At 62.1% G+C, this 18482-nt stretch carries 15 protein-coding genes; 1 reads left to right on the top strand and 14 read right to left on the bottom strand.

All coding sequences use genetic code 11. From position 1 onward, the window contains the following. Window positions 1-348 precede the first annotated feature (348 nt). Complete coding sequence (locus V7773_RS00140; protein WP_063321341.1) at window positions 349-1128, top strand: TSUP family transporter; 780 nt, start codon at window positions 349-351, stop codon at window positions 1126-1128. Here the strand turns inward: V7773_RS00140 and nudC are convergent. The 14 genes from nudC to V7773_RS00070 form a co-directional block, all read right to left on the bottom strand. Beyond that, window positions 1096-1926 carry an NAD(+) diphosphatase gene (gene nudC, locus V7773_RS00135; protein WP_336071536.1) on the bottom strand — a complete coding sequence of 277 codons (831 nt, stop codon included), beginning with the start codon at window positions 1924-1926 and terminating at the stop codon, window positions 1096-1098. The two genes, V7773_RS00140 and nudC, sit on opposite strands and share 33 nt — an antisense overlap. 6 nt (window positions 1927-1932) lie before the next feature. Further along, the gene (locus V7773_RS00130) at window positions 1933-2745 is read right to left on the bottom strand and encodes a crotonase/enoyl-CoA hydratase family protein (protein ID WP_336071535.1); all 813 of its coding nucleotides are present in this window, start codon (window positions 2743-2745) and stop codon (window positions 1933-1935) included. Between the two features lie 475 nt (window positions 2746-3220). Next, window positions 3221-4696, bottom strand: a complete 1476-nt coding sequence (locus V7773_RS00125) for an efflux transporter outer membrane subunit (RefSeq protein ID WP_336071533.1) — start codon at window positions 4694-4696, stop codon at window positions 3221-3223. Then, window positions 4693-7797: an efflux RND transporter permease subunit gene (locus V7773_RS00120; protein WP_336071531.1), complete on the bottom strand. Its 3105-nt coding sequence runs from the start codon at window positions 7795-7797 to the stop codon at window positions 4693-4695. The genes V7773_RS00125 and V7773_RS00120 overlap by 4 nt, the downstream gene beginning before the upstream one ends. 175 nt (window positions 7798-7972) lie before the next feature. Next, a complete protein-coding gene (locus V7773_RS00115; protein WP_336071529.1) occupies window positions 7973-11068 on the bottom strand; it encodes an MdtB/MuxB family multidrug efflux RND transporter permease subunit in 3096 nt (1031 codons plus the stop codon). Beyond that, a complete protein-coding gene (locus V7773_RS00110; protein ID WP_092224609.1) occupies window positions 11065-12381 on the bottom strand; it encodes an MdtA/MuxA family multidrug efflux RND transporter periplasmic adaptor subunit in 1317 nt (438 codons plus the stop codon). Before V7773_RS00110 ends, V7773_RS00115 begins: the two co-directional genes overlap by 4 nt. 177 nt (window positions 12382-12558) lie before the next feature. Continuing rightward, a complete protein-coding gene (gene tpx / locus V7773_RS00105; protein ID WP_063321348.1) occupies window positions 12559-13059 on the bottom strand; it encodes a thiol peroxidase in 501 nt (166 codons plus the stop codon). A 127-nt stretch (window positions 13060-13186) separates the two neighbouring features. Then, entirely contained in the window at window positions 13187-13858 is a 672-nt protein-coding gene (locus tag V7773_RS00100; protein WP_063321349.1) for a DUF3313 domain-containing protein, read from the bottom strand. Window positions 13859-13950: 92 nt separating this feature from the next. Further along, window positions 13951-14445, bottom strand: coding sequence for a hypothetical protein (locus V7773_RS00095; protein WP_063321350.1), 495 nt, complete (start codon window positions 14443-14445; stop codon window positions 13951-13953). A gap of 99 nt (window positions 14446-14544) precedes the next feature. Then, window positions 14545-15042 carry a GNAT family N-acetyltransferase gene (locus V7773_RS00090; protein ID WP_063321351.1) on the bottom strand — a complete coding sequence of 166 codons (498 nt, stop codon included), beginning with the start codon at window positions 15040-15042 and terminating at the stop codon, window positions 14545-14547. Window positions 15043-15185: 143 nt separating this feature from the next. Further along, complete coding sequence (locus V7773_RS00085; RefSeq protein WP_092143666.1) at window positions 15186-16166, bottom strand: LysR family transcriptional regulator; 981 nt, start codon at window positions 16164-16166, stop codon at window positions 15186-15188. 213 nt (window positions 16167-16379) lie between these two features. Beyond that, window positions 16380-17324, bottom strand: coding sequence for a peptidylprolyl isomerase (locus V7773_RS00080; RefSeq protein ID WP_336071523.1), 945 nt, complete (start codon window positions 17322-17324; stop codon window positions 16380-16382). Next, complete coding sequence (locus V7773_RS00075; protein ID WP_336071521.1) at window positions 17321-17800, bottom strand: YbjN domain-containing protein; 480 nt, start codon at window positions 17798-17800, stop codon at window positions 17321-17323. Before V7773_RS00075 ends, V7773_RS00080 begins: the two co-directional genes overlap by 4 nt. Window positions 17801-17822: 22 nt before the next feature. Next, window positions 17823-18470, bottom strand: coding sequence for a DNA repair protein (locus tag V7773_RS00070; protein WP_092143672.1), 648 nt, complete (start codon window positions 18468-18470; stop codon window positions 17823-17825). Between the last annotated feature and the right edge of the window lie 12 nt (window positions 18471-18482).

Here is an 18482-nt window from a genome sequence, read left to right as displayed (position 1 = left end):
CTGATCAGGAAACAAGCCACCTACTCAGCGCTATCTCCTTGAAAACATTGAGATTTTTTACGTCTCAGTGCGTTCGATGGGCGCAATTATGTACTCATTTGCCTAGGCTGGCAACCCCTTGATTTCAAAAAAAAATCGCCCAGCGGTCTCGGTGTGCCAGGCAGATATCAGAAGCCTTTTGGGGCTGCTGCACAGCCCTGGGTGAGCAGGCTCCCTCGTCACGGGGATTTGCGGGGTTGTGAGGTCTACGGTGCACCGCCCAACCGGCTGTCGCAGCCCTGCACCATTATGGGTAACATACCGGCCTTCCCCGCAGCCCTTCTGCGACCTGCTAAATAAGCCTATTCCATGCCATTTGAACTCAGCGTTGACCTCTCTACCCTCGCTATTCTTGCTGTTGTCGCATTCATTGCCGGTTTCATCGATGCCATTGCCGGTGGCGGTGGGTTGCTGACCACGCCAGCCCTGCTGACGGCAGGCTTGCCGCCTCATCTGGTCCTGGGGACCAACAAACTCAGTTCGACCTTCGGCTCGGCGACGGCCAGCTTCACCTTCTACAAGCGCAAGCTGTTCCACCCAAGGCAGTGGACTCATGCCCTCGTCGGCACTCTGGTTGGGGCCCTGACCGGCGCCATCGTCGCCCATTACTTGCCCGCCGAGTGGCTGAACAAGATGCTGCCGGTGATCGTCTTCGCCTGCGGCCTGTATCTGTTGTTCGGCGGCACGCCCAAGGCACCTCTGGACAGCGATGCACCGATCAAGAAGACATGGCAGTCGCCCCAGGGCTTCAGCCTGGGTTTCTATGACGGTGTGGCCGGGCCGGGTACGGGGGCGTTCTGGACTGTGAGCAGCCTGCTGCTCTACCCCATCGACCTGGTCAAGGCCAGTGGCGTGGCCCGTAGCATGAACTTCGTCAGCAACATCGCGGCGCTGTCGGTGTTCATCTTTTCCGGGCAAGTGGATTGGGTCATCGGCCTGAGCATGGGCCTGTCGGTGATGATCGGCGCGTTCTTCGGCGCTCGCACCGCCATCAGCGGCGGTGCGAAGTTCATCCGACCGGTGTTCATCACCGTGGTGCTGGGCTTGACCGTACGTCTAGCCTGGCAGCACTGGTTCAGCGTGGCCTAAGCGCCGCGCCACATACAGATCGATCAGGTAGCGGGCGATGGAGCGCGAGGCCGGCAATGGTGGCAAGTCATGGACGTTGAACCACTGGGCGTCCTCGATTTCATCTTCCTGGGGCACAATGTCGCCACCGGCATATTCAGCGTGGAAACCGAGCATCATCGAATGGGGGAACGGCCAGCACTGGCTGCCCATGTACTGGATGTTCTTCACCTCGATACTGACTTCCTCGCGAACCTCGCGCACCAGGCAATCCTCGGCCGATTCGCCAGGCTCGGCAAACCCCGCCAGGGTGCTGTAGACGCCCGGGACGAAACGCGGCGAACGGGCCAGCAGGATTTCATCGCCGCGAGTAATCAACACGATCATGCTCGGTGAAATCCGCGGATAGTGCCGCAGCTCACAGGCATCGCAATACATGGCCCGTTCCAACGGAATCTGGCCCATGCGCTTGCCGCAACTGCCACAGAAACGATGTTCGCGGGCCCAGGTGCCGATCTGCGCGGCATAGCCCAACACTTTGTACAGCGTGTGGTCATCCTCGAGCATGAACGCCCGCAGGCCTTTCCAGTTACAGCCTGGGATGTCCAGCGAGCTGTGCAATTCCAGCAGGTAGACCGGCTCGCCATCCAGGTGACCGATGCCGTGCTCGGCGAGGACCGACAGGTCTTGGCGCTTGAGCCATTCGCGGGGAAACAGCGCGCCATTGTCATCGAACAGAAAGCCCTCAGGGCTGCGGGCGACGGCCCAGCCGCCAGCAAGAGCGGTATCGAGTACTGCGGTGGTCCAGCGTGAAATCATGGTCAATCAATCCTGAAATTCAGGTTTCTGTTTGCTCATATGGGCGGCCATGGCCACGCGCAGGTCGGTCGATTGCAACATGGCGGCGTTCCAGGTGGCGACGTATTCCAAACCGTCGTCGATGCGGTGGTCGCGCATGTAGCTGATCATTTCCTTGGTGCCGGTCACGGCAATCGGCGACTTGGCGGCGATCTCCCGGGCGATGCCCATCACACCGTCGAGCAGGCTGGCGGTGTCACTGTAGACACGATTGACCAGGCCGATGCTGCGCGCTTCTTCGGCACCGAAGGTGCGCCCCGTATAAGCGAGTTCACGCAGCATGCCGTCCCCGATGATCCGGGGCAAGCGTTGCAGTGTGCCAACATCGGCGGCCATGCCGATATCAATCTCCTTGATGGAGAACTGGGCGTCCTCGGTCGCGTAACGCATGTCGCAGGCGGCAATCAGGTCAATGGCCCCGCCCAGGCAGTAGCCCTGGATCGCGGCGAGCACGGGTTTGCGGCAGTTGTCCACGGCGTTGAACGAGGCTTGCAGTTGCAGGATCTTGCGCCGCAGCAGGCGTGCATTGCGCCCTACGTCCTTGCCCAATTCGTTGGCCACGCCCGCCAGCATCATCAGGTCTATCCCCGAGGAGAAATGCTTGCCGGCGCCGCTGAGCACCACCACCCGTGCGGCATCGGTGTCGTCGATCCATTGGAAGATCTCGATGATCTCGCTCCAGAACGCGGCGTTCATCGAGTTGATCTTTTCCGGGCGATTGATCTGCACATGGGCAATGTTGTCTACAAGTTCGACGTTGAACGCTTGGTATTGCGACATGGCAGTGATCCTTTACCGGCTGAAAAGAGGCTTGAACTATAACAAGCCAGCGCAACAGGACGTAGGCAGTGCATCGGCCAAAAGCGGGACTGCTCGCCTTTCATGAAGATCGACCCGTGGCGAGGGAGCTTGTCCCGCTGGGGCGCGCAGCGGCCCTAAAACCCGGCGACACGGTAGATCAGGTTGATTGAGTGAGCTTGAGAGGGGCTGCTAGCATCCCGGTCGAGCAACCGATTTGCTCTTGAAACTGACACTGATTCGAGGCACTCCCTTAACCCCCGCCGTGCCCAATTCCCCGTGGCGAGGGAGCTTGCTCCCGCTGGGGCGCGAAGCGGCCCTAAAACCCGGCGACACGGTAGATCAGGTTGATTGAGTGAGCTTGAGAGGGGCTGCTGCGCAGCCCAGCGGGAGCAAGCTCCCTCGCCACAAATGCATCTCGGCTCTTAATACCGTGCAGCATTATCGGCTCGACGGCTTACTCATCCGTCTTTAGCTGCCCATCCCAACCACCCCCCAACGCCGCAATCAACTGCACGCTGGCGATCAGGCGGCTCTGTTGCAGGCTCAGCACGCTGCGTTCGTTGCTCAGGGCGGTAGCCTGGACGGTCACCACATCGAGGTAGGCAATCAACCCGGCCTTGTACTGGTTCTGCGTCAAACGCAGGGATTCGCGGGCGGCGTCGAGGGCTTCCTGGCGCACGCGGGCTTCGTCTTCCAGCACTTTGAGCTGGATCATGTAATTTTCCACCTCGCGCAAGCCGTCGAGCACGGTCTGGCGATAGGTGGCGACGGTCTGATCGTAGGCCGCGACAGTACGGTCGACCTCTGCCGAACGCTGGCCGCCATCGAACAGCGTCATTGCCAGTTGTGGCCCTACCGACCAGAACCGGTTCGGCACGCTCACCCAGTTGTCGTAGGTACTGCTGCTGTAGCCGCCACTGAGGCTCAGGGTCAGGTCCGGGTAATACGCGGCCTTGGCGACCCCGATGTTGGCGTTGGCGGCCATCACCGAACGTTCCGCCGAGGCGATATCCGGCCGGCGTTCGAGCAGTTGCGACGGCAGCGCCACCGGGATCTGCGGCAGCGACGGAATGTCCTGGGTCTCGGCCAGGTTGAACTCGGCCGGCGGCAGGCCGACCAGTACGGCAATGGCGTTTTCAAACTGGGCCCGTTGCCAGATCAGGTCGATCAGGTCGCCCTGGGTGGTCTTGAGCTGGTTTTGCGCCTGAGCCACCGCGTCCTTGCCGGACACCCCGGCGCGGTACTGGTTTTCGGTCATTTTCAGGGAGCGCTGGTAGTTGTCGACGGTGGTCTGCAACAGGCGCTTCTGTTCATCGATCACCCGCAACTGCAGATAGTTCTGCACCAGTTCCGATTGCTGGCTCAGGCGCATCGCCGCCAGGTCGGCAAAACTGGCTTGGGCGCTTGCCTCGTCGGCTTCCAGGGTGCGGCGCAACTTGCCCCATACGTCCGCCTCCCAGCTGACGCCGGCCTGGGCGCTATAGGTGTCGCGAATGCCGCTGGACGAACTGCTCAGGCTCGAACTGCTGCTACCCGTGCCCTGACTGGAGCGGGTCTTGCCGACGGTCAGGTCCACGGTGGGAAAAAATGCGCCACGGGCGTTGCGCACCAGCGCCCGGGCCTGTCGGTATTGGGCGTCGGCCTGGGCCACGGTCTGGTTGGACGCATTGAGCTGGTCCACCAGAGCATTGAGTTGCACATCGCCGTACAGCTCCCACCAGGCGCCCCTGGCCATCGCATCGCTTGGGTTGGCCTGGCGCCAGCCTTGGGCCTCCTTGTATTGCACCGGCTCGGCAGCCTGGGGACGTTGATAATCCGGGCCGACGGCGCAGGCACTGAGCATCGCCACGCACAGCACCAGGCTCAGCACCCGCGAACCACGGGCGGTGGCCAGCGTTGCGGCAAGATTGAAAGGCGAACGGTCGGTCATAGCGGAGTTTCCAGGGCAGCATCAGTGCGCACACCGCGCCAGCGATTGAAGCGATGGCGCAGCTTGTCGAGATAAAGGTAAACCACCGGTGTGGTGTAGAGCGTCAGAACCTGGCTGAACACCAACCCACCGATGATGGTCAGGCCCAATGGCTGGCGCATTTCCGAGCCTTCGGCGGCGCCGAGCAACAGCGGCAAGGCACCAAGGATCGCCGCCAGCGTGGTCATCAGGATCGGCCGCAACCGCAGCAGGCAAGCGCTGCGGATTGACTCCAGTGGCGTCTGCCCGGCACGTTCGAGTTGCAGCGCCAGATCGATCATCAGGATGGCGTTTTTCTTCACCACGCCGATCAGCAGGAACAGCCCCAACAGCGAGATCAGGCTGAACTCGCCACCCAGCGCGTAGATCGACAGCAACGCGCCGACCCCGGCTGATGGCAACGTAGACAGGATGGTCAACGGATGGATGTAGCTTTCATAGAGCACACCCAACACCAGGTACACCGCCAGCAACGCCCCGAGGATCATGAACGGTTGGCTTTTCTGGGTGGCGGCGAACGCATCGGCGGTGCCGGCCATTTTCACGATGACATCCTCGGGCAACCCGAGCTTGGCAAGTGCCCGTTCGATGGCCGCGGTGCCCTGCTCCACCGTGACACCTTCGGCCATGTCGAAGGAAATGCCCTCGGACGCGAACTGACCCTCATGGCTGACCCGGTCGTCCTCCAGGCTGTTCTCGTAGTGGGCAATGGCCGACAGCGGTACGCGCGCGCCATCGGCGGTGATCACCTGGACCTGCTCGAGGGTACTCGGGTCCTGGGCATACTTGGGATTGACCTCCATCACCACCTGGTACTGGTTGAGGCTGTCGTAGATGGTCGAGATCTGCCGCTGGCTATAGGCGTTGTTGAGCACCGCGGTGACCATGTCCATGTCGATGCCCAGGCGCTTGGCCTGGTCGCGGTCCACCACCAGCGTCACCTGCTGCGCCCCGCCGCCGTCACGAGCGTCGATGGCGGTCAGCTCCGGCAAGGCCCTGAAGGCCGCCACGACCTTGGGGTACCACGCGCGCAGCGACGCCAGGTCGGCGCTTTGCAGGATGTAGGAATACTGCGAGGTGGTCTGCTCGCGACCGCCACCGAACTGCAGGTCCTGGTCGGCCATCAACATCAACTGAGCGCCGGGGACATTGGGCATTTCTTTACGAAGGCGCTCGATGACTTTCTGTGCAGAAATATTACGCTCCTTGATCGGCTTGAGGCGCACCAGCATGAAGGCGTTGTTGGTACCGTTGTTGCCACCGATGAAACCGGCGACGCTTTGCACCGCCTCGTCCTTGAGTACGGCGCGGCGGAAGATTTCCATCTTCGGCTGCATCACGTTGAACGACAGCCCGTCATCGCCACGCACGAAACCGATCAACTGGCCGGTGTCCTGCTGCGGCATGAAGGTTTTCGGCACCACCACATACAACGCGACGTTCACGCCGATGGTCACCAGCAGGCTCAGCAAGGTCAGGCGCCGATGGCGCAGCACCCAGTCCAGGCTGGTGGCATAACCACGGACCATCCGCTCATTGAGCCGCAGGCTCCAGCGCTGCAAGCGATTCTCCTGCCCCGGCACGTGAGGCTTGAGCCAGCGGGCGCAGAGCATCGGTGTAAGGGTCAGCGAGACCACCAGCGAGACCACGATGGACGCCGCCAGGGTGATGGAAAACTCACGGAACAGGCTCTCGATGATCCCGCCCATGAACAGGATCGACAGGAACACCGCCACCAGCGAGACGTTCATCGACAGCAAAGTGAAACCCACCTCTTCGGCCCCCCTATACGCCGCCGTCATAGGGGGAACACCTTCGTCGATATGCCGGGAAATGTTCTCCAGCACCACGATGGCATCGTCCACCACCAACCCGGTCGCGAGGATCAACGCCATCAAGGACAAATTGTTCAGGGAGAAACCGTACAGGTACATCACCGCAAACGTACCCACCAGCGACACCGGAACCGCCAGCGTCGGGATCAACGAGGCGCGGAAGTTGCCGAGGAACAGGAACACCACCAGCACCACCAGGGCCACGGCGATCAGCAAGGTCATTTCCGCTTCATGCAGGGTGGCCTTGATCACCGGCGAGCGGTCCATCGCCAGGTTCAGCTTGACGCTGGCCGGCAGCACGGCCTGTAACGCCGGCAGTTGCGCCTTGATTTCGTTGACCGTCTCGATGATGTTGGCCCCGGCCTGGCGGTTGATCACCAGCAACACGGCGGCATCGTTGTTGAAGAAACCGCTGTTGTAGCGATCCTCGACGCCGTCGGTGACTTTCGCCACGTCCTTGAGTCGCAGTACCGAGCCATCCTGATAACGGATGATCAGCGTTTCGTAGTCCTTGGCCTTCTCCAGTTGATCGTTGGCCTGGACCTGCCACATGCGCCGATCGTCCTCCACCGAGCCCTTGGGCCGGCGCACGTTGCTATCGGCAACCGCGGTGCGCACATCATCGAGGGCCACGCCGTACTGGTCGAGCAGATGCGGCTCCAGTTCGATGCGCACCGCCGGCAACGAGCTGCCGCCGATCTGTACCTCGCCGACGCCCGATACCTGGGACAGGCTCTGGGACAGGATGGTCGAAGCCAGGTCGTAGAGCTGGCCTTTTTTCAACACATCCGAGGTCAGCGACAGCACCATGATCGGCGCCTGGGACGGGTTGACCTTCTTATAGGTCGGCATACTACGCATGCCGCTGGGCAACAGGTTGCGCGACGCATTGATGGCCGCCTGCACTTCCCGGGCGGCACCGTTGATGTCACGGTCCAGGTCGAATTGCAGAATGACGCGGGTAGAACCCTGGCTGGAACGGCTGCTCATGGTGTTGACCCCGGCGATGGCGCCGAAGGAACGTTCCAGGGGCGTAGCCACCGTCGAAGCCATCACCTCGGGGCTGGCCCCCGGCAAGTTGGCCTGGACCACGATCACCGGGAAATCCATCTGCGGCAGCGGTGAAACCGGCAGCAGGCCGAAGCACACGCCGCCGAGCAATGTGATGGCGAAGCTCAGGAGCATGGTCGCGACGGGGCGGCGGATGAAGGGGCCAGAGAGGTTCATGGGTGAGCGCTCCAGCCATCAGGCGTCATGCAGCACACACTTTTGTGGCAGGCACTTTTGTGGCGAGGGAGCTTGCTCCCGCTTGAGTGCGCAGCACTCACAAAAAGGTCTGCTGCGCAGCCCAGCGGGAGCAAGCTCCCTCGCCACAGGGTGTGCGTCCGGCCCACGCTAAGCGTCATACCCGCACCTCTTTCCCTTCTGGCTTGGCAAAGCGGCGGCCCAGGCGATCGAAATACAGGTAGATCACTGGCGTGGTGAACAACGTCAATACCTGGCTCACCAACAACCCGCCCACCATCACCAAGCCCAGGGGCTGGCGCAGTTCAGCGCCGGAACCGGTGGCGAACATCAGAGGTATTGCGCCGAACAAGGCCGCCAGGGTGGTCATCAGGATCGGGCGGAAGCGCAGTAATGCAGCTTGATAGATCGCCGTCTGCGGGTCGACGCCTTGGTTGCGTTCGGCGTCGAGGGCGAAGTCGATCATCATGATCGCGTTTTTCTTGACGATGCCGATCAGCAGGATGATGCCAATGATCGCGATCATGCCCAGGTCATTGCCGCTGAGGATCAAGGCCAACAAGGCGCCGATGGCCGCCGAGGGCAAGGTGGAAAGGATGGTGATCGGGTGGATGTAGCTTTCGTACAACACGCCCAGCACGATATACATGGTCACCACCGCTGCCAGGATCAGCAGCAAGGTACTCGACAGCGACGCCTGGAATGCTTGGGCTGCGCCCTGGAACTCGGTCTGCACGCCCACCGGCATGCCGATGTCGCGCTGGACCTTTTCGATCACGTCCACCGCATGCCCCAGGGCCACGCCCGGCGCAAGGTTGAACGACATCATCACCGCCGGAAACTGGCCGATGTGGGCAATCGCCAGTTGCGCCTGGCGTTCTTCGACCCGAGCCAGGCTCGACAGCCGTACCTGCCCACCGTCGGTGGTCTTGACGTAAATCTGGTCCAGAGCCTGGGGCCCGATCCGTTCCCCGGCCTGGGCCTGCAACACCACCCGGTACTGGCTGGCCTGGGTGTAGATGGTGGAAATCTGCCGCTGGCCGAAGGCGTCATAGAGCGCATCGGTGATGTTCGACACGGAGACGCCCAGGCGTGAGGCGGCGTCGCGGTCGATCACCAGGTAGACCTGCAAACCCTTGTCCTGCAGGTCGCTGGCCACATCGGTCAGCTCCGCCTGTTGGGCCAGGGCTTCGACCAGGCGCCCGCTCCAGAGGCTGAGCAATTCGGCGTCCGGCGACGACAGGCTGAATTGGTACTGGGTCCGGCTGACCCGGTCTTCGATGGTCAGGTCCTGCACTGGCTGCATGAACAGGCGAATGCCCACCAGCCGATCCAATTGCGGCTGCAAGCGGGCGATGATCTCAGTGGCACTGTCATCCCGTTCACTGTGGGGCTTGAGGTTGATCAGCAGGCGACCGCTGTTGAGCGTGGCGTTGTCGCCGTCCACGCCGATGTAGGATGACAGACTCTCCACCGCCGGGTCCGCCAGGATCACTTTCGCCAGTTGCTGCTGCCGCTCGCTCATGGCGGCAAAGGAGATCGATTGCGGTGCCTCGGAAATGCCCTGGATCACCCCGGTGTCCTGCACCGGAAAGAACCCCTTGGGCACGGCCAGGTACAGCACCACCGTCAGTACCAGGCTACCCACCGCCACCAGCAGGGTCAGCGGTTGGTGCTTGAGCACCCATTGCAACTTGCGTCCGTAGGCGGCGATCAACCAGTCGATCCAGGCGCCGCTGGCGCGGTAGAAGCGGCCCTGTTCCTCTTCCTTGGGCTCGCGCTTGAGCAAGCGGGCACACATCATCGGCGTCAGGGTCAGGGAGACCACCAGGGAAATCAGGATCGCCACCGCCAGGGTGATGGCGAACTCGCGAAACAAGCGTCCGACCACGTCGGCCATGAACAGCAGCGGGATCAACACGGCGATCAGCGACAGCGTCAGGGAAATCAGCGTGAAGCCGATCTGCTTCGCCCCCTTGAGCGCGGCCTGCAACGGACTGTCGCCCTCCTCGATGAAACGAGCGATGTTCTCCAGCATGACGATGGCATCGTCCACCACGAAACCGGTGGCGATGGTCAGGGCCATCAGGGTCAGGTTATTGACGGAAAAACCGGCCAGGTACATCACGCCGAAGGTGCCGATCAGCGACAACGGCACGGCCACCGACGGAATGATCGTGGCGCTGACGCGACGCAGGAACAGGAAGGTCACCATGACCACCAGGGCGATGGCGATCAGCAATTCATGCTGCACGTCAGTGACCGAAGCTCGGATGGTCTGGGTACGGTCGGTCAGCACGGTGACATCCAGGCCGGCCGGCAGGTTGTCGGTGATGCTCGGCAGCAGGGCCTTGATCCGGTCCACCACTTCGATGACGTTGGCCCCCGGCTGGCGCTGGATGTTCAGCAGCACGGCCTGGTTTTCGTTGGCCCAGGCGGCAAGGCGTTCGTTTTCGGCACCGTCGACGATCTGTGCCACGTCCTTGAGCCGCAACGGCGCGCCATTGGCGTAGGCCAGGATCAGCTCGGCGTAGTCCTTGGGCGAAGTCAACTGGTCGTTGGCGTCGAGCATCGAGACCCGGGTCGGGCCATCGAAATTGCCCTTGGGCTGGTTGACGTTGGAGGCACCGATCAGCGTGCGCACATCCGCCAGGTTCAGGCCGTTGGCCGCCAGGGCCTCGGGGTTGACCTTGATCCGCACGGCCTGGCGTTGGCCGCCGGCGATGGTGACCATGCCGACGCCGCTGATCTGGGCGATTTTCTGCGCCATGCGGGTGTCCACCAAGTCGTTGAGCTTGGGCAGCAGCATGGTCTTGGAGGTGATCGCCAGGGTCAGCACCGGGGTGTCGGCCGGGTTGACCTTGTTGTACACCGGCGGTGCCGGCAAGTCCGTGGGCAGCAGGTTGGTGGCCGCGTTGATCGCGGCCTGCACCTGCTGCTCGGCGACGTCCATGTTGATGTCGAGGTTGAAGCGCAGGGTAATCACCGACGCTCCACCGGAACTGGTGGAGGCCATCTGCGTCAGGCCCGGCATCTGCCCGAACTGGCGCTCCAGGGGCGCGGTCACCGCGCTGGTCATCACATCGGGACTGGCGCCCGGGTACAGGGTCATCACGCGGATGGTCGGATAATCGACCTGGGGCAAGGCCGACACCGGCAGCAGCCGATAGGCGATCAGGCCGGCCAGGATGATCGCCAGCATGCTCAGGGTGGTGGCGACCGGGCGAAGGATGAACAGCCGCGAGAGATTCATGCGCCGCCCTTTTTCGCCTTGTCGGCCGCAACCGGCTCAGCGGGCACCGCTGCGGACTTGCCCTGCAGGTGCTCGGTCGGCGTGGTGGGCACTTCCTGGCTGTCGCTGACCACTTCCACTTCACTGCCTTCCTTCAAGCGATCGGTGCCTTCGAGCACCACCCGGTCACCGGCGGCCAGGCCTTCGGTGACCACGGTATTCGCTCCGTCGCTGGCGCCGATCTTCAGCTTTTTGATGGTGACCTTCTTGTCGCCATCCAGGGCATAGACGAAGGTGCCATTGGTCCCGAACTGGATGGCCGCCGTCGGCGCCAGGGTCACGCCTTTGAGGGTGTCGGCCAGCAGGCGGACATTGACGAACTGATTGGGAAACAGCGACTGGTCGCGGTTCTCGTAGCGGGCCTTGAATTTCAAGGTGCCAGTGGTGACATCGATCTGGTTGTCCAGGCTTTGCAGCACGCCGCTGGCCTGCAGCTTCACATCGCCCCGGTCCCAAGCCTCGACGGGCAGTTTCGCCCCGCTGCGATAACGGGCCAGCACCGTGTCGAGGTTGTTTTCCGGCAAGGTGAACACGACGCTGATGGGTTGGGTCTGGGTGATGACTGCCAGGGCCGTGGTGTCGTTGGCCGCCACCAGGTTGCCGATATCCAATTGCCGCAAACCGACCCGCCCGGAGATGGGCGCGCGGATCTTGGTGAATTCTAGGTTGAGCTTGGCGTCGTTGACCGCCGCCTGGTTGGTCTTGACCGTGCCCTGGTACTGGCCCACCAGCGCCGCGGCGGTGTCGAGGGTTTGCTTGGCAATGCTGTCTTCGGCGTACAGGCCGCGATAGCGCTCAAAGTCTACCTGGGCATTTTTCAGCTGGGCCTGGTTCTGCAACAACGTGCCTTCGGCCTGGAGCAAGGCGTTCTGGTACGGACGCGGGTCGATCTCGGCCAACAAGTCCCCGGCCTTGACCATCTGCCCCTCTTCGAAGGCGATCTTGACCAGTTCGCCCCCCACGCGGCTGCGCACGTTGATGGTATTGAGCGCGGTGACCGTGCCCAGCGCCTTGAAGTACAGAGGGAAATCCCCGGTCACCGCCGGCGCCACCCGTACCGGAATCGGCCCCGTCGCCCCACCGAACCCTGGCCGCATGCCACCCGAGCGCCCCATGTGCCCCGCCGCGGCCTTATCCCCTGCCCCAGGCTTCTGCGCCGAGCCACTGGGCCAGAACTTCCAGGTCAGCGCCGCGACGACCAATACGATGAACAGGCCGAACAGCCAGCGACGGGAATTGCGGGAAACAGAGGATTGCATGGAGTGATCAACCATTGGACGCGTGGACTTCTTTTACGGGAGGCTGAACGATAAGCACTGGCGGGTGTTTAGCAAAGCGCCTTTACCGGCAATTTACGTTGGGCTTACCTTTCGAATAGTCAGCTAAGACGTTGAAGCACAAAAGAAAACGGCCTGGACAGGGCCAGGCCGTTAACAATTGTAATAAATACTTTATTTCAGAACGGCCAGCGCAGCGTCGTAGTTCGGCTCTTCACCGATTTCCTTGACCAGCTCGCTGTGCAGCACGGTGTCGTTTTCGTCCAGCACCACCACGGCACGGGCGGTCAGGCCTTTCAGTGGGCCATCGGCGATCGCCACGCCGTAGTCCTGGATGAACTCGGTACCGCGCAGGGTCGACAGGTTCTGGACATTTTCCAGGCCTTCGGCGCCGCAGAAACGCGCCTGGGCGAACGGCAGATCGGCGGAGATGCAGAGCACCACAGTGTTGGTCAGGCCGTTGGCCTGGGCATTGAACTTGCGCACGGAGGTGGCGCAGGTCGGCGTGTCGACACTTGGGAAAATGTTCAGCACTTTACGCTTGCCGGCGAAGTCCTTCAGGGAAACGTCCGACAGATTGCCGGCAACCAGGGAAAAGGCTGGCGCCTTGCTACCGGCTTGTGGCAACTGGCCGTTGACTTGGACCGGGTTGCCTTTGAGGGTGACTTGAGCCATGAACGGATTCCTTCTAACAGGTTTGAAAAAGGTGAAGGCCGGAGTTAACCACGAAATGCTTGCGCGACCTATGGTTGGACATAAAAAGTCGTGGTTTGGACGCCGGCGCGTGAGGTTGCGGCGGTGGCTATTCAGCCTTGAATTTCAGAAACGACTGATGCAAATCCGACGCCCAGCCATCGATGACCCCTTTGACGTCATCGGGCTTCATCACCTGGGACTCGTTGGACAACGGCTTGCCCGTGCCTTTGCGCACCACTTGGGCGACCACCGCGTTGTTGCCACCGTCGAGAAAAACCGCTTCGGTGCCCAGGGTGGTTTCCTGGTCGCGAATGCCGCTTGCCGTGCTCACAGCGGCCGCCACCAGCGCAATCGGGATCACCTCATACGGTTTCAAGCCTTCGGTCTTGCTGCCGACAGCCGTGATGGCCGCGCGCATCACCAATACACCCGGCCCAGGCGCTGTCGCCAGGGGCAAGGATTTTCCTGCTTCCCGCTTGAGGGCCTGATCGTAGTAGGCGGTGATACCCGACAGCGTCGCCTGAGGGATCTTCTCGGTCGGCTGCGGCTTGGGGTAAAGCTGTGTCGGCTCGATATAGAGACTGGTGTACTTGCCTGGGTCGATCTTCGGATCGACCCAACGCATCACCTCAGCCCCCGACGGCGACTTTTCTTCCTTGAGCCGACTGTAATCCCCCAGGAACCCGGAGTACTCATCCGGCTGTGTGACTTTGCTGGAGCAACCCGCCAAGGCGAGCGAGGCAATGCAAACAGTGCCGATCATCGACGAAAACTTCATGCTGTCACTCCTGTAAGCCACACGAGGCGGGGCCGGAACTACAGGTATAGCCAATGGACAGTTTTTTGCCTGCTCTGAAAAGAATGCGTGATTCAGCCGCGCTCGCGCGGTATCAGGCTCTGTAACTGTTGTGCGAGGAAGTTGGCATCGAAGGCAAACGTGTCGGGGTCCTTCAACCCGTTGGTCCGGCGCCATTGCCATTGCACCGATGGAGGTTGGCAAACCAGGGAAATACTGCCGTGACGGGTCGCGGCCAGGCCAATGATCGACAATGAAATCAACCCACCTACGCCCATCACCTCCGGTACGAATTCCACCGGCCTACCGGTAATGGTCAAGGTCAGTTTTTCAGTCTTGAAACCGGACGTCTCTACCGGCTCACTCGGCCCGTGCGCCACATACGTCTCACGGCTCAGTTCCAGCAGACCGAGCGCCATGACAGGCGCCAGCCATTGTTCGATTTGCCCATACAACGCCTTGATCTGCTCTGCCCAAACCGTCGACTGGGCCTGGTGCAATTGTTTCTTGTGCGCTTCACTGTCGGCGTAGTGACGAAGCATCTCGCCCAATTGCTGTACATCGTCCATGGGCCGGTCCTCGATTAAGGGAGTACTGCGAAGAGCGATGATGACAGGTTCAAGACGTTGGCGTACGTAAAAGCCCTCTTTGCCTGCGAGCTGGGCCTTTCAGCGCAACCGTGCCATGGCCAGGGTGTCCACCCAGCGTCCGTCACGCACGGCGTAGTCGCGCATCAGGCCTTCGGTTTCGAAGCCAAACTTGCGGTACAGCCCGATGGCCGCTTCGTTGTCGGCGTACACCGTCAACTCGACCCGCCGCAGGTTCATCCAGTTGTCCGCGACATCCAACGCGGCGGCCAGCAACATCGAGCCCACACCCTTGCCCTGCCAGGCGACCGCCACGCCCATGCCGAGGCTGCCGCAATGGGCACGACGCACGCGGGAAAACTGCTCCAGCCCCAGGTTGCCGATGACTTCACCCTCGTGCAGGGCCACCAGTTTCAATAAACGCTCGTCGTCCATTGCCAGGCGCTTGCGCCAGACTTCGGTGGACTGGAAAGGCATCTGCAGCACCTGGCGAGTCACCGCCGGATCGTTGTAGAGCGCGGTGACACCGGCGATGTGGGTTTCAGTGAAGCGTACGAGGGTGATCGATGATTCGGACATGCGGCTCCTCCCTGGAGACGGTACAAGGCCGATCACTATAAGCCGCACCAGGCACTACGGGGAACCTGTGGGAGCGGTGGTTCAGTTGGACGCCGCTATCGCGAGCAAGCTCGCGCCCACAAGGGCGAGACACCTTTTTTCGATTATGCCTGGAACCAATCCCGCCGCTCATCCAGCGTATGATGGATCAGCTCACGAAGCATCTGCACCTCTGGCGAGCCTTCGGCCTGGACACTGACGGCCATCCACAAGTGCCGCTGCATCGACAAGCCGAACACTTGCGGCAACGCCACCAGGCCTCGGTCGAAACGGCTCATGTACTGCGGCAACAGGCCGATGCAGGCGCTGCAGCGAATCATTTCCAGCATCAGTTCGTAGGATTGCACCTGCACCACACCGGCCCGGCGTTGTTCTATCAGGGCGTTCCACGGGGCGAAGCCGTCCACGTGTCGGTCCGCCTGCCATTGCACCAGCATGTAATCGTTCAGGTCGTCCAGGCAGTCCGGGCGCGTGGCCGAGCGGGAGTAACGCTTGGCAATGTGCGGCACATAGTCCAGCCGCGCCAGGCGATCCGCAGGCAACGTGGCGAAACTCGGCCCCTGCCCTAACGTGTGGGCATCGCTCAACCACAGCACCAGGTCGGCGCTGACGGCTTGCAGCGCCAGGTCACTGTCCAGGGTAATGATCTGCAGTCGCACGCGGGCATTGCGCCGTAGCAACGAGATCAAGTCGCGTCCCAGGATGTCATGCAGAATCGACTCGGCCACGGCGAGGCGAATCATGGGTTGTTCGTTCAACGGCGGCGCGCTTTCGTGGGCCAGAGTAATCAATCGCGCCTGCAACTGCCGGCCTTCGCGAGTGAGGGTCAAGGCGCTGCCCTGGAAGCTGAACAACGAGCGTTGCAGCCGCGTCTCCAACTGCGCCAACTGTTTGCGCAGAAAGGTTGCCTTGACGTTGAGGCTACGGGCCGCTTGCATGAAGCAGCCGCAACGGGCACTGACCAGGAAACACTGCGCCACTTGCGGTTCAATACCGCCGGCCAATGTCAGCCAGGGATCGGGGACACGCAACGGCGTGCGGTATGCGGTGACAGCCTGGCGTCCTGCGGGCTCGGTGAAGGTCATGGGTGACTCCCTGTCGGTTGTACGAATACGTGGTGCTGCGCGAGTCTTCAGCACAAACACCCTGTGGCGAGGGAGCTTGCTCCCGCTGGGTTGCGCAGCAACCCCAAAAAGCTCTGCCGGGCTCTCACTAAAGGACTGCGGTCAGTTCGTGAGGGGGCTGCTACGCAGCCCAGCGGGAGCAAGCTCCCTCGCCACGGGTCTGGTGTGAACGGTCTAAAGCCCCTCCTCCAGCACCTTGCTCAACTGCGCGCCATCGATGCTCAATGTGGCCGTGTCGAGCATACCGTCCAGGTAGGCCTTGGCGATCTGTTCCTGGCGCTGGGCACGCAAGGCCTGGGTCAGGCGTTCGCGGACTTCCTCCAAGGTCGCTTCCCGGGCCGGCTGTTGATCGGTGAGCTTGATGACATGGAACCCTGCCGGGCTCTGCACCGGGTCCGATACCGCGCCGACTTTCAAGCGCGCCACCGCCTCACGCACCGGCGGGACCAGTTGCTGCAACGGCTGGTAACCGCTGTCACCGCCGCGTTCGGCACTGGTGCGGTCCTGGGAGAAACGGCTGGCCAGGGCGGCAAACTCGACAGGTGACGCCTGGGCCTTTTTACTCAGTTCCGACGCTTGCCGGCGCACCGCCTCTACGGTTTGCGGCTCGGTGGCTGCCAGGAAAATCTGGCTGACGCGGTACAACGCCGGTGCGGTCCAGTTGGCTTTCCCGGCGTCGTAAGCCTGCTTCAGTTCTTCGTCACTGGGATACCCGGCCGGCACCTGGCTGACCGACTGCATGTAGTCGCGAAACACAATCTGCTCAGCCGCCGCTCGCGTCTGCCGCTGCACCTCGGGCCGCTCGCGCCAACCCTGGGCGTCGGCCTGCTCCAACACGGCCTTTTCCGCCAGGCGCGCACGGATCCAGCCTTCCAGTGCAGCGCGATTGCCACGCATTTGCTGGCGAACCTCCGGGGCCAGTGCGGCCAGCAAGGTCTTGAGCTCTTCGGGGCTGACCTGCTGATTGCCCAGTCGGGCCAAGCTCGGCGTGTCGGCCGAAACAACGCTGGCGGTCTGCACCGCGGCGACCGGATCGTTGCCTGGCCGCAGGCCCAGCACCAGCGCCACGGCAATCAGCCCCAGTGCGGCGGCGCTGATGACGAAGGTCGGCTTTTTCACGATGCGACGGCCTCCTCCGATGGCGCTTCGACTGGATCGGCCGGGGTTTGCAGGCGCGCCGCGTTCTGGCTGTACTCACGCAGGTAGACAATGAACTCCTGCAACAGGCGGTCCCACAGTTCCAGGTGGCTGCGCAGATGATCGACACTCACGCCCGCCGCAACCACGACGTCCATTTCCATCACCAGGAATTCGCCCTGCAGCGACAACCGGGCAAAGCGACGCGAGGCGTTCCACAACGCCACCAACCCAACTGGCAACTCGCCCTGAACCCGCAAGGCACAACTGAACGTGAAGTCCAGGTACTGGCCCGCTGTCGGCGCAGGATTACCCAAACGCACCGCGAAGCCGATGCCCTGGCTGGCACTGAGCAGCTGCACGATACCGTTCTGCTCGGTTTCATTGACCCGATAGCCCGCGGCCTGCAACCACTCGGTCAGGGATTTTGCACCAACGTATTCAATCATTGAGGTCATGTTCGCTTCTTCCTTGTTCTGTTCAGTGAGTGATCGAGGCCTGGGGGGCATCGAAACGGTTCTTGTAGAGATCATCGCCAAACCCCTGGGCCAGCTCTTCGAAACGCACCCGGGCCTTGGCCGCGAACGGCTGGCGGATCTTCACGATGTCGGTCACATCGATGGTTTCGTAGGCATGCAGCAGCGCCTTGGCGACTTCGTACATTTGCTGATTCTTGACCGAACATTGCTGCACTTGTGTGTCACGCTCGGTCAATTGCGCCTCCAGGCGAGCGCGCTCGGCCTCTTTGCCGCGAGCCAGGACCAGCAGCTCGTCGTAGGCTTTCTTGAACTTGCCAATTTGCTCGTTGCTGGCCGCCACCTGGGCCTGGGCCTGGCTTTGCAGGTTTTGCTGATGCCCAGCCAGTTGCTCATTCAGGCCCTGGGCCTTGGTCAGTTGTGCGGTCAATTGCTTGATCTGCGCCTGGGCTTCTCTGGCCTGGCTCTCGGCAGCCTGGCGAGCGGCGCTGGCCTGGGCCTGCTCGCTTTGCAGGGCCTGCAACTGGGCGGTGGTGCTGCGCAGTTGTGCCCGCAGCCGCTCTTCCAGGCCTTCTCCATGAGCCACGCCACTGAGCAGCAGGCCCAGCACCAATAACGCGGCCGGGCATGGGTATTTGGCTCGCCTTTTCATGAGACCTCCCTG

It is taken from the genome of Pseudomonas sp. 3JA (assembly GCF_036961705.1).
In the GTDB taxonomy this organism is placed as follows: Bacteria; Pseudomonadota; Gammaproteobacteria; order Pseudomonadales; family Pseudomonadaceae; genus Aquipseudomonas; species Aquipseudomonas fluorescens_Q.
Note: the sequence above shows the minus strand (reverse complement) of the source record. Positions and strands in the feature narration are given on the sequence as shown.